Origin of the sequence: Streptomyces kanamyceticus, assembly GCF_008704495.1 — a bacterium.
GTDB lineage: Bacteria > Actinomycetota > Actinomycetes > Streptomycetales > Streptomycetaceae > Streptomyces > Streptomyces kanamyceticus.
Genome location: NZ_CP023699.1, coordinates 4,840,839 through 4,858,067 on the forward strand (window position 1 = coordinate 4,840,839; position 17,229 = coordinate 4,858,067).

15 protein-coding genes and 1 tRNA gene are annotated in these 17,229 nt (G+C 67.8%); 11 read left to right on the plus strand and 5 right to left on the minus strand.

What is annotated here, in order from left to right; all coding sequences use genetic code 11:
• The first annotated feature begins 46 nt into the window (after positions 1–46).
• The 6 genes from CP970_RS20405 to CP970_RS20430 all read left to right on the plus strand — a co-directional run bounded on the left by CP970_RS20405 (position 47) and on the right by CP970_RS20430 (position 9,224).
• A complete protein-coding gene (locus tag CP970_RS20405) occupies positions 47–1,426 on the plus strand; it encodes an FG-GAP repeat domain-containing protein (protein ID WP_055546033.1) in 1,380 nt (459 codons plus the stop codon).
• Positions 1,426–2,958, plus strand: a complete 1,533-nt coding sequence (locus CP970_RS20410) for an FG-GAP repeat domain-containing protein (RefSeq protein ID WP_055546035.1) — start codon at positions 1,426–1,428, stop codon at positions 2,956–2,958. Before CP970_RS20405 ends, CP970_RS20410 begins: the two co-directional genes overlap by 1 nt.
• A gap of 232 nt (positions 2,959–3,190) precedes the next feature.
• Positions 3,191–4,579: an FG-GAP and VCBS repeat-containing protein gene (locus CP970_RS20415; protein WP_055546037.1), complete on the plus strand. Its 1,389-nt coding sequence runs from the start codon at positions 3,191–3,193 to the stop codon at positions 4,577–4,579.
• 55 nt (positions 4,580–4,634) lie between these two features.
• Positions 4,635–6,122: an FG-GAP and VCBS repeat-containing protein gene (locus CP970_RS20420; protein ID WP_150493661.1), complete on the plus strand. Its 1,488-nt coding sequence runs from the start codon at positions 4,635–4,637 to the stop codon at positions 6,120–6,122.
• Between the two features lie 136 nt (positions 6,123–6,258).
• Complete coding sequence (locus tag CP970_RS20425) at positions 6,259–7,746, plus strand: FG-GAP repeat protein (RefSeq protein WP_079043390.1); 1,488 nt, start codon at positions 6,259–6,261, stop codon at positions 7,744–7,746.
• Between the two features lie 464 nt (positions 7,747–8,210).
• Positions 8,211–9,224, plus strand: coding sequence for a Yip1 family protein (locus tag CP970_RS20430; RefSeq protein WP_055546041.1), 1,014 nt, complete (start codon positions 8,211–8,213; stop codon positions 9,222–9,224).
• A gap of 94 nt (positions 9,225–9,318) precedes the next feature.
• On the opposite strand, the gene CP970_RS20435 is transcribed toward CP970_RS20430, so the two are convergent.
• Positions 9,319–9,816 carry a phosphoribosyltransferase gene (locus CP970_RS20435; RefSeq protein ID WP_055546043.1) on the minus strand — a complete coding sequence of 166 codons (498 nt, stop codon included), beginning with the start codon at positions 9,814–9,816 and terminating at the stop codon, positions 9,319–9,321.
• A gap of 8 nt (positions 9,817–9,824) precedes the next feature.
• The gene (gene dcd, locus CP970_RS20440; protein WP_055546045.1) at positions 9,825–10,400 is read right to left on the minus strand and encodes a dCTP deaminase; all 576 of its coding nucleotides are present in this window, start codon (positions 10,398–10,400) and stop codon (positions 9,825–9,827) included.
• Between the two features lie 586 nt (positions 10,401–10,986).
• Between dcd and CP970_RS20450 the strand changes: the two genes are divergently transcribed.
• Positions 10,987–11,060, plus strand: a tRNA-Gly gene (locus CP970_RS20450).
• A 72-nt stretch (positions 11,061–11,132) separates the two neighbouring features.
• Here the strand turns inward: CP970_RS20450 and CP970_RS20455 are convergent.
• Positions 11,133–11,918: a GntR family transcriptional regulator gene (locus tag CP970_RS20455; protein WP_150493663.1), complete on the minus strand. Its 786-nt coding sequence runs from the start codon at positions 11,916–11,918 to the stop codon at positions 11,133–11,135.
• 136 nt (positions 11,919–12,054) lie between these two features.
• Between CP970_RS20455 and CP970_RS20460 the strand changes: the two genes are divergently transcribed.
• From CP970_RS20460 to CP970_RS20475, 4 genes are all read left to right on the plus strand, one after another.
• On the plus strand, positions 12,055–12,462 hold the full coding sequence (locus CP970_RS20460) for an NUDIX hydrolase (RefSeq protein ID WP_055546051.1): 408 nt from the start codon (positions 12,055–12,057) through the stop codon (positions 12,460–12,462).
• A 46-nt stretch (positions 12,463–12,508) separates the two neighbouring features.
• The gene (locus CP970_RS20465; protein WP_055546053.1) at positions 12,509–12,937 is read left to right on the plus strand and encodes an ATP-binding protein; all 429 of its coding nucleotides are present in this window, start codon (positions 12,509–12,511) and stop codon (positions 12,935–12,937) included.
• Entirely contained in the window at positions 12,931–13,314 is a 384-nt protein-coding gene (locus tag CP970_RS20470; protein ID WP_055546055.1) for a hypothetical protein, read from the plus strand. Before CP970_RS20465 ends, CP970_RS20470 begins: the two co-directional genes overlap by 7 nt.
• Before the next feature lie 427 nt (positions 13,315–13,741).
• Positions 13,742–15,403: a hypothetical protein gene (locus CP970_RS20475; protein ID WP_079043391.1), complete on the plus strand. Its 1,662-nt coding sequence runs from the start codon at positions 13,742–13,744 to the stop codon at positions 15,401–15,403.
• Here CP970_RS20475 and CP970_RS20480 read toward each other — a convergent pair.
• Both CP970_RS20480 and CP970_RS20485 read right to left on the minus strand, forming a co-directional pair.
• Positions 15,400–15,939, minus strand: a complete 540-nt coding sequence (locus CP970_RS20480) for a restriction endonuclease (RefSeq protein ID WP_079043392.1) — start codon at positions 15,937–15,939, stop codon at positions 15,400–15,402. The genes CP970_RS20475 and CP970_RS20480 overlap by 4 nt on opposite strands.
• The gene (locus tag CP970_RS20485; protein ID WP_150493665.1) at positions 15,932–16,837 is read right to left on the minus strand and encodes a hypothetical protein; all 906 of its coding nucleotides are present in this window, start codon (positions 16,835–16,837) and stop codon (positions 15,932–15,934) included. The genes CP970_RS20480 and CP970_RS20485 overlap by 8 nt, the downstream gene beginning before the upstream one ends.
• Positions 16,838–17,229: the final 392 nt, after the last annotated feature.

A 17,229-nucleotide genomic window follows, 5' to 3' on the forward strand; every position in this document is an offset into this window, starting at 1 on the left:
ATCATGTGGACGTTGTGATGTCTGGTGCGGTCGGGGTGGATGGGCAATGCGGAGTGCCGGTAGACGTGGCGTGAGACCCAGCGTGAGACGGGGCGTGGCCTCAAGCGTGGCCGCCACCCTCAGCTGCGCGCTGCTCCTCGCGGGATGCGGCGGCGGCGACGGCGCCAAGTCCGGCGCCGACGCGCACCGACCCGTCAGCATGGCGGGAAAGGGCGCCGCTCAGCAGCCCGTCCCGCGCGGCAAGGGCAGCAAGGCCGACGACGACTTCAACGGTGACGGCGCCCCCGACCTCGTACTCGACGACCTCGTGCACCGCGGCCACGGCGACGACGCGGGCATCGGCATCGTCTACGGAGGAAGAGACGGACTGCGGCCCGGCGCACGTCAGTTGGTCAGCGCGCACGCCAACGGGGCCCGCGTGAAGGGTGAGCTGCCCGCCGCCTTCGAGTCCGAGGCCGCCTGCGACCTGGACAAGGACGGCTTCACGGACCTCCTCGTCTCCACCGACCCGCCCTACGACGGGCAGGGCAGACCCCCCGTACCCCTGCAGATCCTGTTCGGCTCGCCGCAGGGCCTGACCGGCAAGGCCGTGCGGCTGAAGGTGCCCGCACAGGCACGTTTCGGCAATGACTGGCCCGATCAGCCGGTGTGCGGGGACTTCGACGGGGACGGCGCGAACGACCTCGTGCTGCACGCGAGCGCCGCACGGCTGAGCTTCCTGCGCGGGCCCTTCACCAAGAAGGGCGCCCCGCGCGCAGCGACCGCACCCGTCACCGCCCCCGGCAACAACCTCGTGACGGGCAGGGCCACGGACGTCAACGGCGACGGCTACGACGACGTGCTCGTACGCAAGGCGGCAGGCGCCACCGGTGCCGCCGCCAGCGCCCTTGTCCTCGGCGGGCCCAAGGGTCCCGACGAGACCGGCGTGCTCTTCCCCGCGGGCAAGGACATCGCGTTCGGCCGCTTCGGCAAGGGGAAGGGGACGGACGCGGCGATCGCGTCGCCGTCCGGCGTCGCCCTGCGCTACGACGTGCCGGGCACGCTGCGCGGATCCCTGGAGGCCAAGGGCGTGGCCGTGGACGCGGGCGACCTCGACGGGGACGGCCTGAGCGAGCTGGTCATGAGCGGCGGGGGCAGCGGGAGCGGTGGCGGCGCGGGCGAGGTGCGGGTCTTCAGGGGGCGTACGTCGGGTCTGGCGGCCAACGCCACGGCGCTGGTGACCCCTTCGGCCAAGGACACCACCCAGGTCTTGAAGGTCGCCGACTTCGACGGCGACAAGCGCGCCGACCTCGTACTGCGGACGTACCGCGGAGACAGCGCCGACACCGTGGCCGTGTACCCGGGGCTCGCGGGCGGCGACGTGGTCGCGCGCAAGCCTCAACTGACCTTCTCCACAGCGGAGTTCCTATCACTGAGCGACGGCTGATGACGAGGCGGACCCGGCTGGCCCTGGCGTCGTGCGGAGCTGCGGCACTCCTGCTCGCGGGGTGCGGATCCGACGGTGGCGGCTCGGGTGACGACGGCTCCGGCAGCCGTACTCCGCGCCCGCCCCTCAAGGGCACCCCCGCCGTCGGCAAGGCCGCCGAACGACCCGACCCGAACGACTTCAACGGCGACGGTTACGACGACTACGCGCGCGTGCTCGACGCGGAGGACGAGGGCCGGGACCGAGCCACCCTGATCGTCCTCTACGGCTCCCTCAAGGGCCTGCTCACCGGCTCGCCCGCCCGCCTGGAAGGGCGCGGCGGCGACGAGTTCTTCACCGAGCCGCACCGCGCCGACCTGGACGGCGACGGGTTCACCGACCTGGTCGTGGCGCGCGGCGAGTCGGACGACTGGCAGACCTTCGCGCTGTTCGGAGGACCGCGCGGCCTGACCGCTCCGCGACCGCTCGCGCTGGAGCCCGGCACCCGCGTCCAGGCCGCGGGGGACTTCAACGGCGACGGCAGGGCGGACCTCCTCGACGGCGGCCGGGGCGGCAGCGGCGACATCAACGCGTCGACGGCGGAGCAGGACCCCGCCGCGGTACTGCTCGGCCCGTTCGACCGCGCGGCGGGCGAGCCCGCGGGCAGCATCCCCCTCGACCTCGGCCAGGACGGCTACACCAGCCCCTACGAGGCCGTCGTGGGGGACGTCGACGGCGACCGGCGTACGGACGCCGTCCTCTTCTACGACTTCGACGCCGAGCAGGACGACTCGGCGCCCGAAGGCCTGACGTCGATCGCCTACTTCCGGGGCGACGCGGCCAAGGGCCTGGTGCCGGGCCCCGACGTACGGCCGGACCTGTACGAGTCGTTGGCCAACTTCGACACCATCCGCGGCGCCACCATCGCCGACGCGGACGGCGACGGCATCGGGGACCTCGTCGGCGCCTCCCAGGTCTCCTCCGGCCGCTCGGCGAGCGGCAAGAACCCCGGCAGGGTCACGGTCATCCACGGCTCGCGGGCGGGACTCGGCGCGGGTCGCGCGGCCACCGTCCTCCAATTCCCGCAGCGACGCGGCGAGTTGTGGGGCGAGGCCCCGCACATCGGTGACGTCAACGGCGACAAGAGGCCCGACCTGGTCGTCAGCGACCTCGAACCGAGGGCGAGGACCGGCGGCGAGGTCACCCTCCTGCCCGGGGGCGACAAGGGACCCGTACGGGACGAGGCGCAGTACGTGAGCCCGCTGACCGGCGGCCTGCCCAGCAGGAACGGCCACCCCGACGTGTGGTCCGGGTTCGTCGCCGAGGCCCTGCTCGACGTCGACGGGGACGGCCGCGACGACGTCGTCGTCCACGCGGACGAGTGGGAGAGCGGGAAGCGCGGCAGCGGCAAGGCCAAGCACTACGGCAGCGAAGGGCAGGCGAAGACGCACGCCGGGTTCCTCGTCCTCGGCGGCACGGAGAAGGGGCTCGATCCGGGGCGGGTGCAGTACTTCACCCCGGGGGACGTACGCGGCGAAACCACGCTGAAGTAGCCGACACCGCTCAGACGAAGCCGCTCAGACGAAACCGCTCTCAAGGCCCTCAAGGTCCTCAAGGTCCTCAAGGTCCTCAAGGTCCTCAAGGCCCTCAACTAAGGCCAGCAGCACGGAAGTTCCGCCGTTCACCTGTAGGCCACCACACCGCCCCCGTCGCACAACCTTTCGTACGCCACACGAGTCACACACCCGGAAGCAAAGCCATGCCCCCCACTTTCGGGAGCCCCACGTGCGCGTAAGAAACCTGGCCGTCACCGCCACCGTCGCGGCACTCGCCGCCACCGGCCTGACGCTGCCCCTGGCCGGTTCCGCGAGCGCCGCCTCCACCCTGAAGGACGACTTCAACGGCGACGGCTACCGCGACCTCGCGGTCGGCACGCCCGGCGCCAACTCCGTGACGGTGACGTACGGTTCGGCGTCCGGCGTCTCCGAATCCCGCGCGGTGACCCTCACCCAGGACACGGCGGGCGTGCCCGGCGTCACCGAACCCGAGGACGAGTTCGGCGAGAACGTCACCACGGGCGACGTGAACTCCGACGGCTACGCCGACCTCATCATCGGCGCCCCCGGCGAGCAGGTCACGGGCAAGCCCTCCGGGTCCGTCACCGTCATCAAGGGCGGCAAGAACGGTTTCACCGGCGGGAGTTACGTCGTGCACTCCCCGAGCAACACGGCGGGCCGCTTCGGCGAGGCCACCGCGTGGACCGACCTCGACTACGACGGTTCGCCCCAGCTCGCCGTGATCAGCGGCGACAACTGGTGGTTCTACAGCGGCAGCGGCGAGAACGACAGCCACCCCGTCGGCCTCGAAGTCGACTTCCTGCCCGAAGGCGTACGCCTGGACGGCATGGTCACCGGCAACTTCAAGTACAAGACCGGCGTCGGCTTCGTCCTGTTCGGCGAGCGCGCGGACGGCGGCGCCTACACCGCGCACATGGACGGCGGCGTCGGCGACTACGGCTACGAGGCCGAGCTGCTCGCCGAGGGCGACGACCCGACGGCCACCCGCGACGCGGCCACCGCCGGTGACGTCGACGGCGACGGCTACGCCGACCTGATAACCGGCAACTCCCGCGCTGGCAACGGTGGTTCGATCACCGTCCGGCGCGGCGGCGACGACAAGTTCGGCGCCCCGGTGACGTACGACCAGGACAGCGCGGGCGTCCCCGGCGCCGACGAGGCCGACGACGCCTTCGGCTCGGCGGTCGCCGCGGGCGACGTGACCGGCGACGGTCTGGCCGACCTCGCGATCGGCGCGCCCGGCGAGGCGGTCGGCACGGTCGCGGACACCGGCAGCGTCACCCTCCTCAAGTCCACCGCGGGCACGTTCACTTCGGGCCAGGCCTGGCACCAGGAGAGCGCGGGCGTGCCTGGCATCGCCGAGAAGGGCGACCACTTCGGCGCGTCCGTACGCCTGAAGGACATCAACAAGAACGGCAGGGCCGACCTGTCCACCGGCGCCACCGGCGAGGCCATCGGCGACACCTCGGGCGTCGGCGCCGTATGGGTACTGCGCGGCACGCCGACCGGCCTGACCTCGCAGTACGCGGCGTCCTTCAACGGCACGGACTTCGGCATCGACGCGGCGGGCGCGGGCTTCGGCCACACGGTCCGCTGACGTGATCTACAAGCGAGTTGGAGATACCCCCATGGCTGCACACACGCCTGCACACGTGCCTGCACACGTGCGGAACCTCGCGCGAAAGCCCGCGCGGAACAAGCTCATCGCGGCGGGCGCCCTCTGCGCCGCGACCGCGCTCGGCCTCACGGGCCTGACCGCGGGCGGCGCCTCCGCCGCCGCGCCCGCCGCCCCCGCCGCCCCCGAGAAGATCCGCGCCGACTACAACGGCGACGGCTACGCCGACCTCGCGGTCGGCGTGCCGAACGGAACCGTGGACGGCAAGGCGAGGGCCGGATACGTCAACGTCGTCTGGGGCGGCAAGTCGGGCCTCGGGCAGCACGGTTCGACGACCGTCAGCCAGGCCACCGCCGGGGTGCCCGGCACCGTTGAGGCGGGCGACCGCTTCGGCACGGCCGTCGCGTCGGACGACATGAACGGCGACGGCTTCGGCGACCTGGTCGTCGGCACGCCCCACGAGGCCAACGACACCGGACTCGGCGCGGGCACCGTCGCCGTCGTCTGGGGCTCGGCGAGCGGCTTCAAGGGCGGGTTCACCGCCGCCAACGGAGACATCGACGACGCCTCGTACGGCGCGGTCCTCGCCACCGGCGACTTCGACAAGGACGGCGACAAGGACATCGCCCTCAACACCCACTTCGACGAGACCAGCCAAGTCGCCGTACGCCAGGGGCCGTTCACCGCGGGCTCGCCCGCCAAGCTCGAACGGGTCGAGGGCTGGCACTTCGCGGGCCCTGTCGCGCTCACCGCGGGCGACTTCGACGGGGACGGCGGCGACGAAATCGCCTTCTCGTACGAGGGCATGGAGATCAGCGGTACGGAGGTGATGAGCCGTGCGACCGGCGCGTGGAAGTCGACCTGGTCGAGCGGCGAAAGCACCAGCAGCGCGCTCGCCGCGGGTGACTTCGACGGCGACGGCACCACCGACCTCGCCGTCGGCAACGTCCAGCCCAACCCCGAGTCGGAGGAGGCCGCCTGCGAGGACCGCCTCGGCGGCGCGATCCTCACCGTCTACGGCAAGAAGGGCGGCACGCTCGGCGGCGGCACCTCCTGCACCACGCAGAACTCCGACCAGGTCGGCGGCGCCTCGGAGGCCGAGGACAACTTCGGCGCACACCTCGCCGTCGGCAACCTCGACCAGACCGGCACCGACAAGCTGATCGTCGGCGCGGACCAGGAGGCGGTCGGCACCGCGAAGAACGCGGGCACCTACTGGACCCTCACCTCCCCCGGCACGGCCAAGCCCTTCACGGGCCCCGCCTTCAACCAGAACTCCGCGGACGTGGCGGGCACGGCGGAGGCGGGCGACCGCCTCGGCGCGGCGGTCTCCACCGGCGACTACAACGGCGACGGCCGCGCGGACGTGGCGGTGGGCGCACCCGGCGAGGACGCGAAGAAGGGCGGCGTCTGGCACGCCGCGAGCGCTCGGGCCGGGGGCCCGACCCCGCCGGTCACGGCGGTGACACCGGGCAGGCTGGGGCTTGCGGGGGCGCATGAGTACGGGACGGTCCTGGGCTACTGAGGTACTGAGGCTCCTCGGCGCCGGGGAATCACCGGCTTCGCCGAGTTCGTTCTCAAGCGCCGGACGGGCTGCGATCAGCCCGTCCGGCGCCGCCCAACTCCCTCTCTCCGTACACCCCTTGCCACAGGAGACGCTCATGTCCAAGCCCAAGCACAAGCGCACGCTGACCCGCTCCAGACGCACCCGCCTCGCCGCCGCGACGGCCACCGCCGCCGCGCTGACCGGCGGACTCCTCGGCCTCACGGCCACCACCGCGAGCGCCGCCGGACCAGCGGCCGCCACCCAGGCCGACGACGCCGACTTCAACGGTGACGGGGCGGCCGACCTCGCCACCTCGGCCCCACTGGCCGCCGTGGGCGGCCAGGACAAGGCGGGCCAGGTCACCGTCACGTACGGCGGGACCGCGCGGCACCACGTCTCGTACAGCCAGAACAGCCCCGGCGTACCGGGCAGCGCCGAGAAGAGCGACCGGTTCGGCGGCGACACCGCGTACGGCGACTTCGACCGCGACGGCTACGACGACCTCGTGGTCGCCGCCGCGGGCGAGGACGTCGGCAGCGACGTCGACGGCGGCACCGTGCAGGTCCTGTGGGGCTCCAAGAACGGCCTGACCGGCGGCACCACGCTCAAGGACCCGCGCCCCACCAAGCACGACCTCTTCGGCGGCCCCCTCCAGGCGGGCGACTTCGACGGCGACGGCAAGGACGACCTGGCCGTCGGGTCGGGCTCGGGCGCGGCCACCATCGACATGTTCAAGGGCGGCATCACCCGCACCGGCGCCACCGGCGGCCACTACACCGTCCTGCCGCCCATCACGAGCGCACCCGGCGAGGGCCCGTTCAACCTGCACTCCGGGGACGTCAACGGCGACGGCAAGGACGACCTGATCGTCAACGGCTTCTCCACGGGCGACGGTTACAACGCCAACCTCTGGCTGCCCGGCAGCGCCCGCGGCGTCACCACCAACGGCGTACAGCGGCTGCCCGGCGGCCACATCACCGACGTCGGTGACACCGACAAGGACGGCCACGACGACATCATCATCGGCCTCACCTGGGACGACGGCATCGACGGCGCGCACAAGGGCGGCACGGTCTACGTCGTCAAGGGCAACGCCAACGGCCCGTACGGCGACACCCAGGTGATCACGCAGGACACCCAGGGCGTGCCCGGCGGCAGCGAGAAGGGCGACGCGTTCGGCGCGGAACTCGACCTCGGCGACATCGACGGCGACGGCAACCTCGACCTGGCCGTCGGCACGCCCGGCGAGGACCTGGACGGCGTCGCCGACGCGGGCGCGGTCACCGTCTTCTACGGCGCGGCGGACGGCTCGGGCCTCTCCCCGGCGAACTCCGTGCTGCTCAGCCAGAACAGCCCCGGCGTCCCCAACTCCAACGAGAAGAGCGACGTCTTCGGCTCGGACGTCCACATCGACGACCTGAACGACGACGGCCGCGGGGACATCGCCATCGGCGCGTCCGGCGAGAACGCGGGCAACGGCGCGCTCTACGTCCTGGACTCCCTCCCCAACGGCACGCTCTCCGGCTCGTCCGGCGTCTACACGTCGACGGTGGGCATCTCCGGCGCGGGCACACCGCGCTTCGGCGCGAACTTCGCCGACTGACCGCGCCGCGCACTGACTTCAGCGGCTGGGCCATCCCCGAGGTCCAGCCGCTGAACCCCGCCTCCGCGCCTCCCTCGAAGCACGCCGACGACTTCAACGGCGACGGCTACCGCGACATCGTCGGGCCCGCGCGCGGCGAAGAGGCAGCTGATCTCGCAGGCGACCCCGGGCGTGGCCTGACGGGCCCCCTGGGCGTAGCTCGGAAGGATGACGCCTGATGGCGCCTGATGACGCCTGATGACACCTGATGACACCCTCGGCAGGCACCAACCCCCTTGACCTGCCCGCCTCTTCGAACCGACGGCGTACGGCACTGCGCTCGATCCCTGAGCCGCACGGCGCCCGCGATCGGCCTGGGGCAAACCCCTCAGGGTTCCCTTAGGGGTTGTCACAGGTCGGCCGCAAACCCTCTCTCCTCCCGAGGAGGGACGACCCGACCCCCGAAGACCAGGTACGTTCGATTCGTGGCTGGATTCAGGATCGGACGCGGCCGGGACAACCGCACCCCGCAAGCGCGACCACAACAACCGCGGCAGCAGCCGTACGGACAGCAGGCCCCCCAGGGGCAGCAGCAGCCGTACGGCTATCCACCCGTGCCCCCGAACCCGCAGCAGCACGGCGGGGGCGGACCTCAGTACGGCGGCAGTCCGCAGTACGGCAATGGTCCGCAGTACGGCGGAGGCGGAGGTGGAGGCGGCGGCCAGTGGCCGCAGCCCGCGGGCGGACACGGCGGCCACGGCGGCGCTCACGGCGAGCCGGAGTACTTCGGCGGCCCCGACGGCCAAGGCCACGGCCACGGCCAGGGCCCGGGCCAGGGCGGCTTCGACCCCTACGCGGCCAACAACCCCGGCAGCACCCAGGCCTTCTCCATCGGCGAGGACCCGTACAACCAGGGCGACACCTACCGCGCGGGCCAGGCGGCGGCCCCGCCCGTGGGCCCCCGGCTGCACTGGAAGGACCTGCTGCGCGGCGTCGTGCTGAACCCGGGTCCGACGTTCCTGCAGATGCGGGACTACGCGATGTGGGCCCCGGCCGTCATCGTCACGTTCCTCTACGGCATGCTCGCGATCTTCGGCTTCGACGCCGCCCGCAAGGACGCGATCAACGCCACCATCTCGACGGCCGTCCCGTACGTACTCACCACCGGCGTCGCGATCACGATCAGCACGTTCATCCTGGGCGTGGTCACCCACTCCCTGGCCCGCCAGCTCGGCGGCGACGGCGCCTGGCAGCCGACGGTCGGCCTCTCCATGCTGATCATGTCGCTGACGGACGCGCCCCGCGTGATCGTCGCGATGTTCTTCGGCGGCGGCGAGACCTTCGTCCAGCTGCTCGGCTGGGCGACCTGGATCGCGGCGGGCGCGCTGCTCACGACGATGGTGAGCAAGTCGCACGACCTGCCGTGGCCGAGGGCGCTGGGCGCGGCGTCGATCCAGCTGCTCGCGATCCTGGCGATCATCAAGCTGGGTACGTTCTAGAGTTACGCGTACCGAAAGGGCCCCGGACGACGGCAGCGAATGCCGTCGTCCGGGGCCCTTCCCTATAGGCCTATGTACGCCCGAGTCCCGATGGTCAGGCGTCGAGAACCTGTCCGTCCCGCTTCACGACGGGCGGCTCGACGCTCCACGGGAAGTTGATCCACTCGTCGGTGCGCTTCCACACGTACTCGCACTTCACGAGGGAGTGCGACTTCTCATAGATCACGGCGGACCGCACCTCGGCGACGTGCCCGAGGCAGAAGTCGTGGACGAGCTTCAGCGTCTTCCCGGTGTCGGCGACATCGTCAGCGATCAAGACCTTCTTGTCGGTGAAGTCGATGGCGTCGGGCACGGGCGCGAGCATGACGGGCATTTCGAGGGTGGTCCCCACGCCCGTGTAGAACTCCACGTTCACCAGGTGGATGTTCTTGCAGTCCAGCGCGTAGGCGAGCCCACCGGCGACGAAGACACCGCCACGGGCGATGGAGAGCACGACATCGGGCTGGTACCCGTCATCGGCGATGGCCTGCGCGAGCTCCCGCACAGCGCCGCCGAACTTCTCGTACGTAAGGTTCTCGCGCACGTCACTCATGCTGGATGTCACACCTGTGTCCGATGGAAATTGAGGAAGGACCGGGAGGCGGTGGGCCCCCGCTGTCCCTGATAACGCGACCCGTACCGCTCCGACCCGTAGGGCGACTCGGCGGACGAGGTGAGCCGGAACAGACACAGCTGCCCGATCTTCATCCCTGGCCAGAGCTTGATCGGCAGGGTCGCGAGGTTCGAAAGCTCCAGGGTCACGTGCCCGCTGAAACCGGGGTCGATGAACCCGGCGGTGGAGTGCGTGACGAGCCCGAGACGCCCAAGACTCGACTTGCCCTCAAGCCGGCTGGCGAGGTCATCCGGCAGGCTGATGACCTCGTAAGTCGAGGCGAGCACGAACTCACCCGGGTGCAGGATGAACGGCTCGTCGCCCTCGGGCTCCACGAGCCGCGTCAGGTCGGCCTGCTCGACGGAGGGGTCGATGTGGGGGTAGCGGTGGTTCTCGAACACCCGGAAGTAGCGGTCCAGCCGCACGTCGATGCTCGAGGGCTGCACCATGGATTCGTCGTACGGATCGATCCGTACTCGTCCGGAGTCGATCTCGGCCCGGATGTCCTTGTCTGAGAGAAGCACGCACCGAGGATACGCAGAGCGCGCGGGCCCTCCCCAATCGGACGGAACCCGCGCGCCTCGACGCCGTGCTGCTGTGCTCGTCGCCTTTACGTTGTCCGCTACGTTGTCCGTTTTGCCCCGGCTACCGCTTCTGCATGGTCACCGGCACGGCGTGCCGGAGCCTGGCACACCGAGGGCAGCGGATGAGCCGACCGGGACCGAGCCGGTCGGCCTGCTGCATCGGGAACGAAGCGGTGCTGAACACGTGCCCTTCGGCACATCGGACGACGGTGCGCTCCATCAAGTCCTCGAGTCCCTTCCCCAAAGCCGGAATTGAGCCCCGTACTGGCTCCTGCTGACTCGCCCTGACTCGTCTCCGAGCCGACGAACGAAAGGCCACATTACGGTATGAAAGGGACGCCGACCCAAGCGGCACGACCACAAACCACGGTACGCCCCAACTCCCTCGCCCCGCACGGCGCATCCACCTCCCGGACAGCACCCGGACAACGCCCGGACAGCCCTCGGGCCCCACGGCGAGAGCACCTGGGGCCCGGCATGAGGTACAGTGTGCGACGTTACGGCGCCGCTTCTGGCGGGGTCTTTCGCGGGTGTAGTTTAGTGGTAGAACATCAGCTTCCCAAGCTGAGAGTGCGAGTTCGATTCTCGTCACCCGCTCCACAGTTTCCAGCAGTTGAGGCCCAGGTCAGGCGACCTGGGCCTTTGTGCTGTGCGCGGCCTTCTTGCGCTCGCTCAGGTGGCGGGGAGTCGGTACGCCAGGACGTAGGCGTCGGCGGCCATGACGGTGTCGCAGACTTCGACGGCGCGCCCTTCGGTGTCGTAGGCGGTACGGATCAGGTGGATGACCGGCACGCCGGAGGCCAGCCGCAAGGTCCGCACCTCAGCAGGCGAGGGCATCCGGGCACGGATCTCCTCGTCGAAGTGGTCGAGGCGGTGGCCGAGCTCTTCGAGGCGGGCGTAGATGCCGCCGGGCCCGGGGTTGGGTTCGGCGATCTGGGTGGCGCGTGCGATGTCGAGCGGGAGGTAGGAGGTGGCGAACTCGACCGGTCGCCCATCGAGCAGATACCGGCGCCGACGAGCAAGCACCCGCCGCACCGCCCCGAGGCGGTTGGCGACGTCCTGACCGGCCTTCTCCTCCCTCACCTCCAGGCTGTCGACCTCGGGGTGGCCTCCTGCGGCGTCGGCCTCGACGAGGAAGGCGGACTTGCCCTGCTCGCGGTGACGGCGGGCGAACCGGTCGGAGGCGAGCCGTCGCACGGGCGGCCGTGTCCGCACGAAGACGCCCCTGCCGTGCTCGGCGTGGACCAGGCCTTCCCCCTGAAGCATGGAGAAGGAGTTCCGGACGGTCATCCGGGATACCCCATAGTGCTCGACGAGTTCGGCCTCGGAGGGCAGCTTCTCGCCCTCGGTGAACCGGCCGCGGTCGATGGCCTCGCGCAGCTGGTCGGCGATCTGCCGGAAGACGGCCCGATCGCTGGTGGGGTCCACGGAGCCGAGCCGCCCGGGAAGTGAGCCCACGAGTACTCCTTTAGATATCTAGACAAGTGCATGAGCCGCGTTGCTACGGTGTTGGAGCCTAGCCATCAAGGGCCACTCCGAGGGCGCTTCGAGGGAGTCGAGGAGGACGACCGTGAGCACTGACCGTCCGCACTCCGTGAGCGTTGCCGGAGTCATCGTCGACGACCAGGACCGGGCCCTCCTCATCCAGCGCCGCGACAACGGCAAGTGGGAGCCCCCGGGCGGCATCCTGGAGCGCGAGGAAACCATCCCCGAGGCCCTGCAACGCGAGGTCCTCGAAGAGACCGGCATCAAGATCGCACTCCCCGCGACGCTCACCGGCATCTACAAGAACATGACGGGCTTGATCGTCTCCATGGTCTTCCGCTGCGAGGCCGCCGACGGCACGCCCACCACCGGCGCCGAGACTCACGCGCTGCGCTGGGCCACCCGCGACGAAGTCATCGAACTCGCCGACGAGGCCTACGCGATCCGCGTCCTGGACGCACTCGATGCCACGTCCCCGCCAGCGATCCGCGCCCACGACGGCGTGAAACTCGTCTAGCTCGAGCCCGCTGCACATGGCGGCCTACCAGCACGAAGGAACTTGTATGCACGAGTATACGAGCACCGCCCGAGTCTGGGGCCTCACATGCCCAGGCCTCCCGGAAGAGGTCAGCAGAGCCCGCCGCTGGACCCGCGACATCCTGCGCGGCTCGCCCCTGGCGGAGGACGCGGAACTGATCGTGAGCGAACTGAGCGCGAACGCGGTCCTGCACACGGCGAGTGGCAAGGAGTCCGGGAGCTTCCACCTGGCGGTGGCGGTCTCATCGCAGGTAATCGCCCTGTCGGTCACGGACGACGGCGGCACGGAGACAGCCCCGACGACCGAGCACCCCGGCGGGGAGGCGGCACACGGCAGAGGCCTGGGCATCGTCGGCTTCATCGCGCACCGAGTCGTTGTCCACGACAGCCTGGGCGGCCACACGGTCACGGCGGAACTGTTCGTGGAGGCGCCACCAGGAGAGCCGCCATGCTGAGCGAGGAACTCACCCGCGGATTCTGGTGCGAATGCCGGGTGGAAGACCTGGTCTCCGGGGGCCGGCCAGAACTCACGACGCACTTCGGCGCGTACTCGGCAGCCCAGGCCGATGGCTGGCTGTCGACCGCCCTGCGGTGCATCGCGGCAGCACTCAACCCACCAACAGCCATGGAGACTTGGGACGGGTTCTACGAAGGCCGCATCGACACCAGAAGAGCCTTGCTCCGAGCCGAGCCCTGCACGGCTTCGATCGCCGACGCCCGCACCCGGATCACATGGACGATACGACCAGTGCGCTTCCTGCCGCTCGCAGCCCGCGACGAGGTGGAACTCCCAGCCTGTGCGGATGACTTGAAGCCCCACACGACCGACTGAGTTACAACTTTCTCTACTGGTTCAAGGCGGCTCGCTCCGCTCACCGCGCGCGGCTCGGCCCCCGGCCGGGCCTGCGCTCCTGTCTCCGCCCCGCTCCAGCCCGGCCAGCGCCCGTGCCGCGCGCAAAGCATGCAGCCAGCTGATGCCAGAGAAGGGATACGTCGTGGCTGGGGGCGGTCGGCTCCACGGCTTTACGGAGCCACTTTGGCGCGAGCCTCGAAGATCATGGCCCCAACGTCGTGCTTTACCAGGCAGGTCCACAGACTGCCCGACGCGCCGGAAGCTTACGGGGCCATGATCACTCGCGCCAAAGCAGCGCCACCCCAAAGCCGCTCCGCCAACCTCGGGGCATAGCCAAGCTTCAAGGAAGCGAGGAACCATTTAGTTCGCACTCCTTCTTGGCCAATAGGCCCGTAGGCTTGGAGCCATGGTGAGCGTGCCCTGGCAGGAACTCGCAAAGAATCCGACAGCATCCGAAGCCCTGGTGACCATGCTGGTGCTGCGACTGCGACCCCGCGCTCAGGAAGTCGATGGAACTGGCGGAGATGGCGGTCGCGACCTCTATGAGTACACAGATTCCGGCGAGCTCATCCATTACGAGGTGAAGTCGTTCACGAGGCGAATGACATCGAGCCGTAAAGGGCAGGTCCGCCGCTCTTTGATTTCCACCGCCCGCTACCAGCCCGACCATTGGGACCTCCTCGTTCCAATCAGCCCAAATCCAGCAGAAACGAGATGGTTCGAAGGATTGCGCGACGAATTTCCTTTCGTCCGAAACTGGTATGGGCTGAGCTGGCTCAATCAGCGCTTCGCTCAGCACGATGATCTGGTCAGATATGCGTTGCAGGGCTCTGGGGACTATATTCTGGACCGCATCGCAGAGGCTCGGGCTGAGCGTGACGTAATGATCAGCGGGATTCCCGACCTGATCGAACGCTACAGTGCTCTTCAGATTCGCGCGCAGGAGATCTCGCCCAACTACTCGATCAGCGCATCCCTCGACTCGACCGGCGGAACCACCATCCACTTGTCACCCAAAGGCAACAATTCAGGTGTCCGCTCGGCGATCCATTTCACTGGAAAATTTACGTTCAGGCGAAATAACCCGGACGAGGAACGACGCCTCAAGAGGTTTGAGGACGCCTTGCGCTATGGCGGCGAGGTGGAACTCGCCAGAGGAAATATTCAAGGGATGACAATTGATGCGCCGTCGGAGCTGGGAATTGGCGGGTCTTTCGTTCCCGAGGCGTTGCGCATCGAAGCCAATCGGGAAACTCTGAGTCCGCCGCTGCGGGCACAACTAATTGTGCGTTCCACGTCCGGACTCCCCACTGCTTCCCTGCCCCTCCACTTCACACAGCGGACGGCTGGCACTGATGGCGGAACCCTCTTCGGCCGCGACCTTACAAATTTCATGCAAGTGAAGATACTTTACGACAACCGAAATAGCTCTTGGCATCAAACACTTTCCTTCACGCCTCCCGAAGAGGCACTCCCACAGGCACTAGTTCCGGTTCTAAGGCTGATCAGCCATGCGCGAATCGGCCAGATCATGGAGGTGGCATTCCAGGGTCCAGCACAGACCTACCTCAGCGCACCTATCTCACAAAACATGACCCCGGGCGGATGGGGCGTTAAAGAAGCAGAGGGATGGGCCGATGCCTACGAGGCTCTAGCTACACTTCAGGCGATGACTGGGCAATTCTTCCCGGCGCCGGCGGACTTCACAATGAGAGACGGACGAGATGCGCGAGATGCCATTTCTTTGCTGCGTGGCGAAAAGGTAAACCTCAAGGCAAGTACTGTTTCTATCGGTGTAATCCGAGAAGAGACTCTGGAGTTGCTTGCAGCGAGTGAGGCTTTTGCTCTAGCAGCTACTTACGAAGGGATGCTCCTTAGCTTTGGCGAGCATCAGATCGACCTAGGCCCGTGTGTTGAAACACTGGTCGTTGACGAGGTACTCAACCTGCGAGACGCGCAGCGCGATTTCGCAGAAAGCGGCCATGCGACCGTACGCATGCGGGTGGCACAATCTACTCCAGCGCAGCGCTACCTAGGCTCGCAACTACCAGCGTCACCGCTTAATTAGCCGAGAGTGAATGTTCCTGCCGCTACGAGGTCCAGCAGGCGGCGATGCAGGAGCCTCACAACATCCTGACTCGATACAAGCATGTTCAAATCTGCGGTAGTCAGCAGTAACATTCGCGTACGCTCAACAAGTGCGAGCGCAGCAGACTGATAAGCGGCAGTCTTCTCGTATGGGTTGCCAGTTACCCCATTTGCAGCGACCAAAATTCCAAGCGTGCAGCCACGATGACGAATCTTAGCTGCGAATTCATTGACCGTAGCTGAATCAACTGGCTCGCTCCAGTTTTTGCACTCAACGAGGAAAATCTCTGGCAGAGCCCTCAGGCCATTCCCCTCTCTGAAGTTCATTACAGAGATGTCCACCTCTTCCGATGTGAACCTATTAAGACTGTTCCGCTGCACATCACAACCTGGCACCGCACCAAAGACATGTTCAAGGGCATCTTCGAACGCCCGACCGCGAATGTGCGTCGAATTCGTAGGATCGCTTGCGCGATCAAGGTGCGACTTTAGTATCGGGCTGTCAAGGTTAGGCACGGTAGGGCACTCCGTGCGTCACGGCATTTCGCATAGCGACAAGGAGACCGCTCAATGGCTGGCTACTGAGCACGTCTACGAGGTCATGCGCCGAGATGGCAACTACGCGTGCGCCAGATAGCTCGGATGAGAGGTGTCCATGTTGTTCTTTTCCCATCCAATGATAGATGAGCAGGCCGAACGGGACCTGTCTAGCATCGAGCTGGGCAGAGAACGTTTCCACGGCCCGTTGCAGCCCGTGGGGTGAGGCGTTCTTCCATAGTTTCAGTTGCACAAGCACTGGGCCGCCGAGGATGGGGCTAGCATCATTTGCCCATAGCGCTGCATCGTATCCCATGTCGCCGGTAGCCAGGAGTGCTGAAACTTCTGTATCAGGTGATTCTAAAACGTCAAGCATCAGACGCTCGAAGCGTGCAACCACACCGATGGCACTGTTTGCTTGGCTAATCTCATCCAGACGTGCATGGGCTATATTGGCTGACTCCAGCGAGAGCGCAGGGATAGCTGCTATTGGTGCCTGAGCTTCCGGTTTGCGACGCAGTGCTCGAAGGAACTGTTTTAGATGAAGCTCCAGAGCATCCTCATTACGCAGGTCTGCTTCAACCTGGGTTATACCAGCGAGAACAAGTGGAGCCCTCCGGAGCGGAGCAAGGATCAAGAAGACTGGGATGCGGCGGCCGAGGGCGACGCCAATGTCCACCAGTACAGCTGCCTCAGCGTCGCGGTTCTTTCCCTCGCCTAGGACGGCACATACGAAGTCAACTGACGGCGTTGGTGTCTGAGTGAGCCAGTCAACTCCCAATTGGCCGGCCTTCACCACGTCGACCTCCAGGCGCCGCATCAAACGCCTCAGGCCCTCACTGGGAAGGTCAAGATCAGCAGTCAGCAGGCATCGCATGTGCCCACCGTACCGACGACGTCGGTCCCCCGTCGCTTCGCGAGGCCACTCAAGATCAGTACGTGTGTAGGCGCTGCTTAGGGGGGAGAGAGAACGAGCACCCGCAATAGCGGGCAATCACGGTGAACGCCGAGTCCAACGAGGTTCAATCAGGTCCGTGCAGCAGCAGTGAAGCACAGCAACCGCCCGCACCACGAGTGCACCAGATCGAGCGGGGAACAGCGGGGAACCATAGTGAAAGCAAGCCGTGCCGACGGGCCCCCCGCGCAGCCGTTAGCCCAGGTCAGCGCTCGATCCGGCTGCCAGTGATCGCAGCTTCCCAAGCTGAGAGTGCGAGTTCGATTCTCGTCACCCGCTCTTCTTCGAACCCCCTGGTCATGGACCCGGGGGTT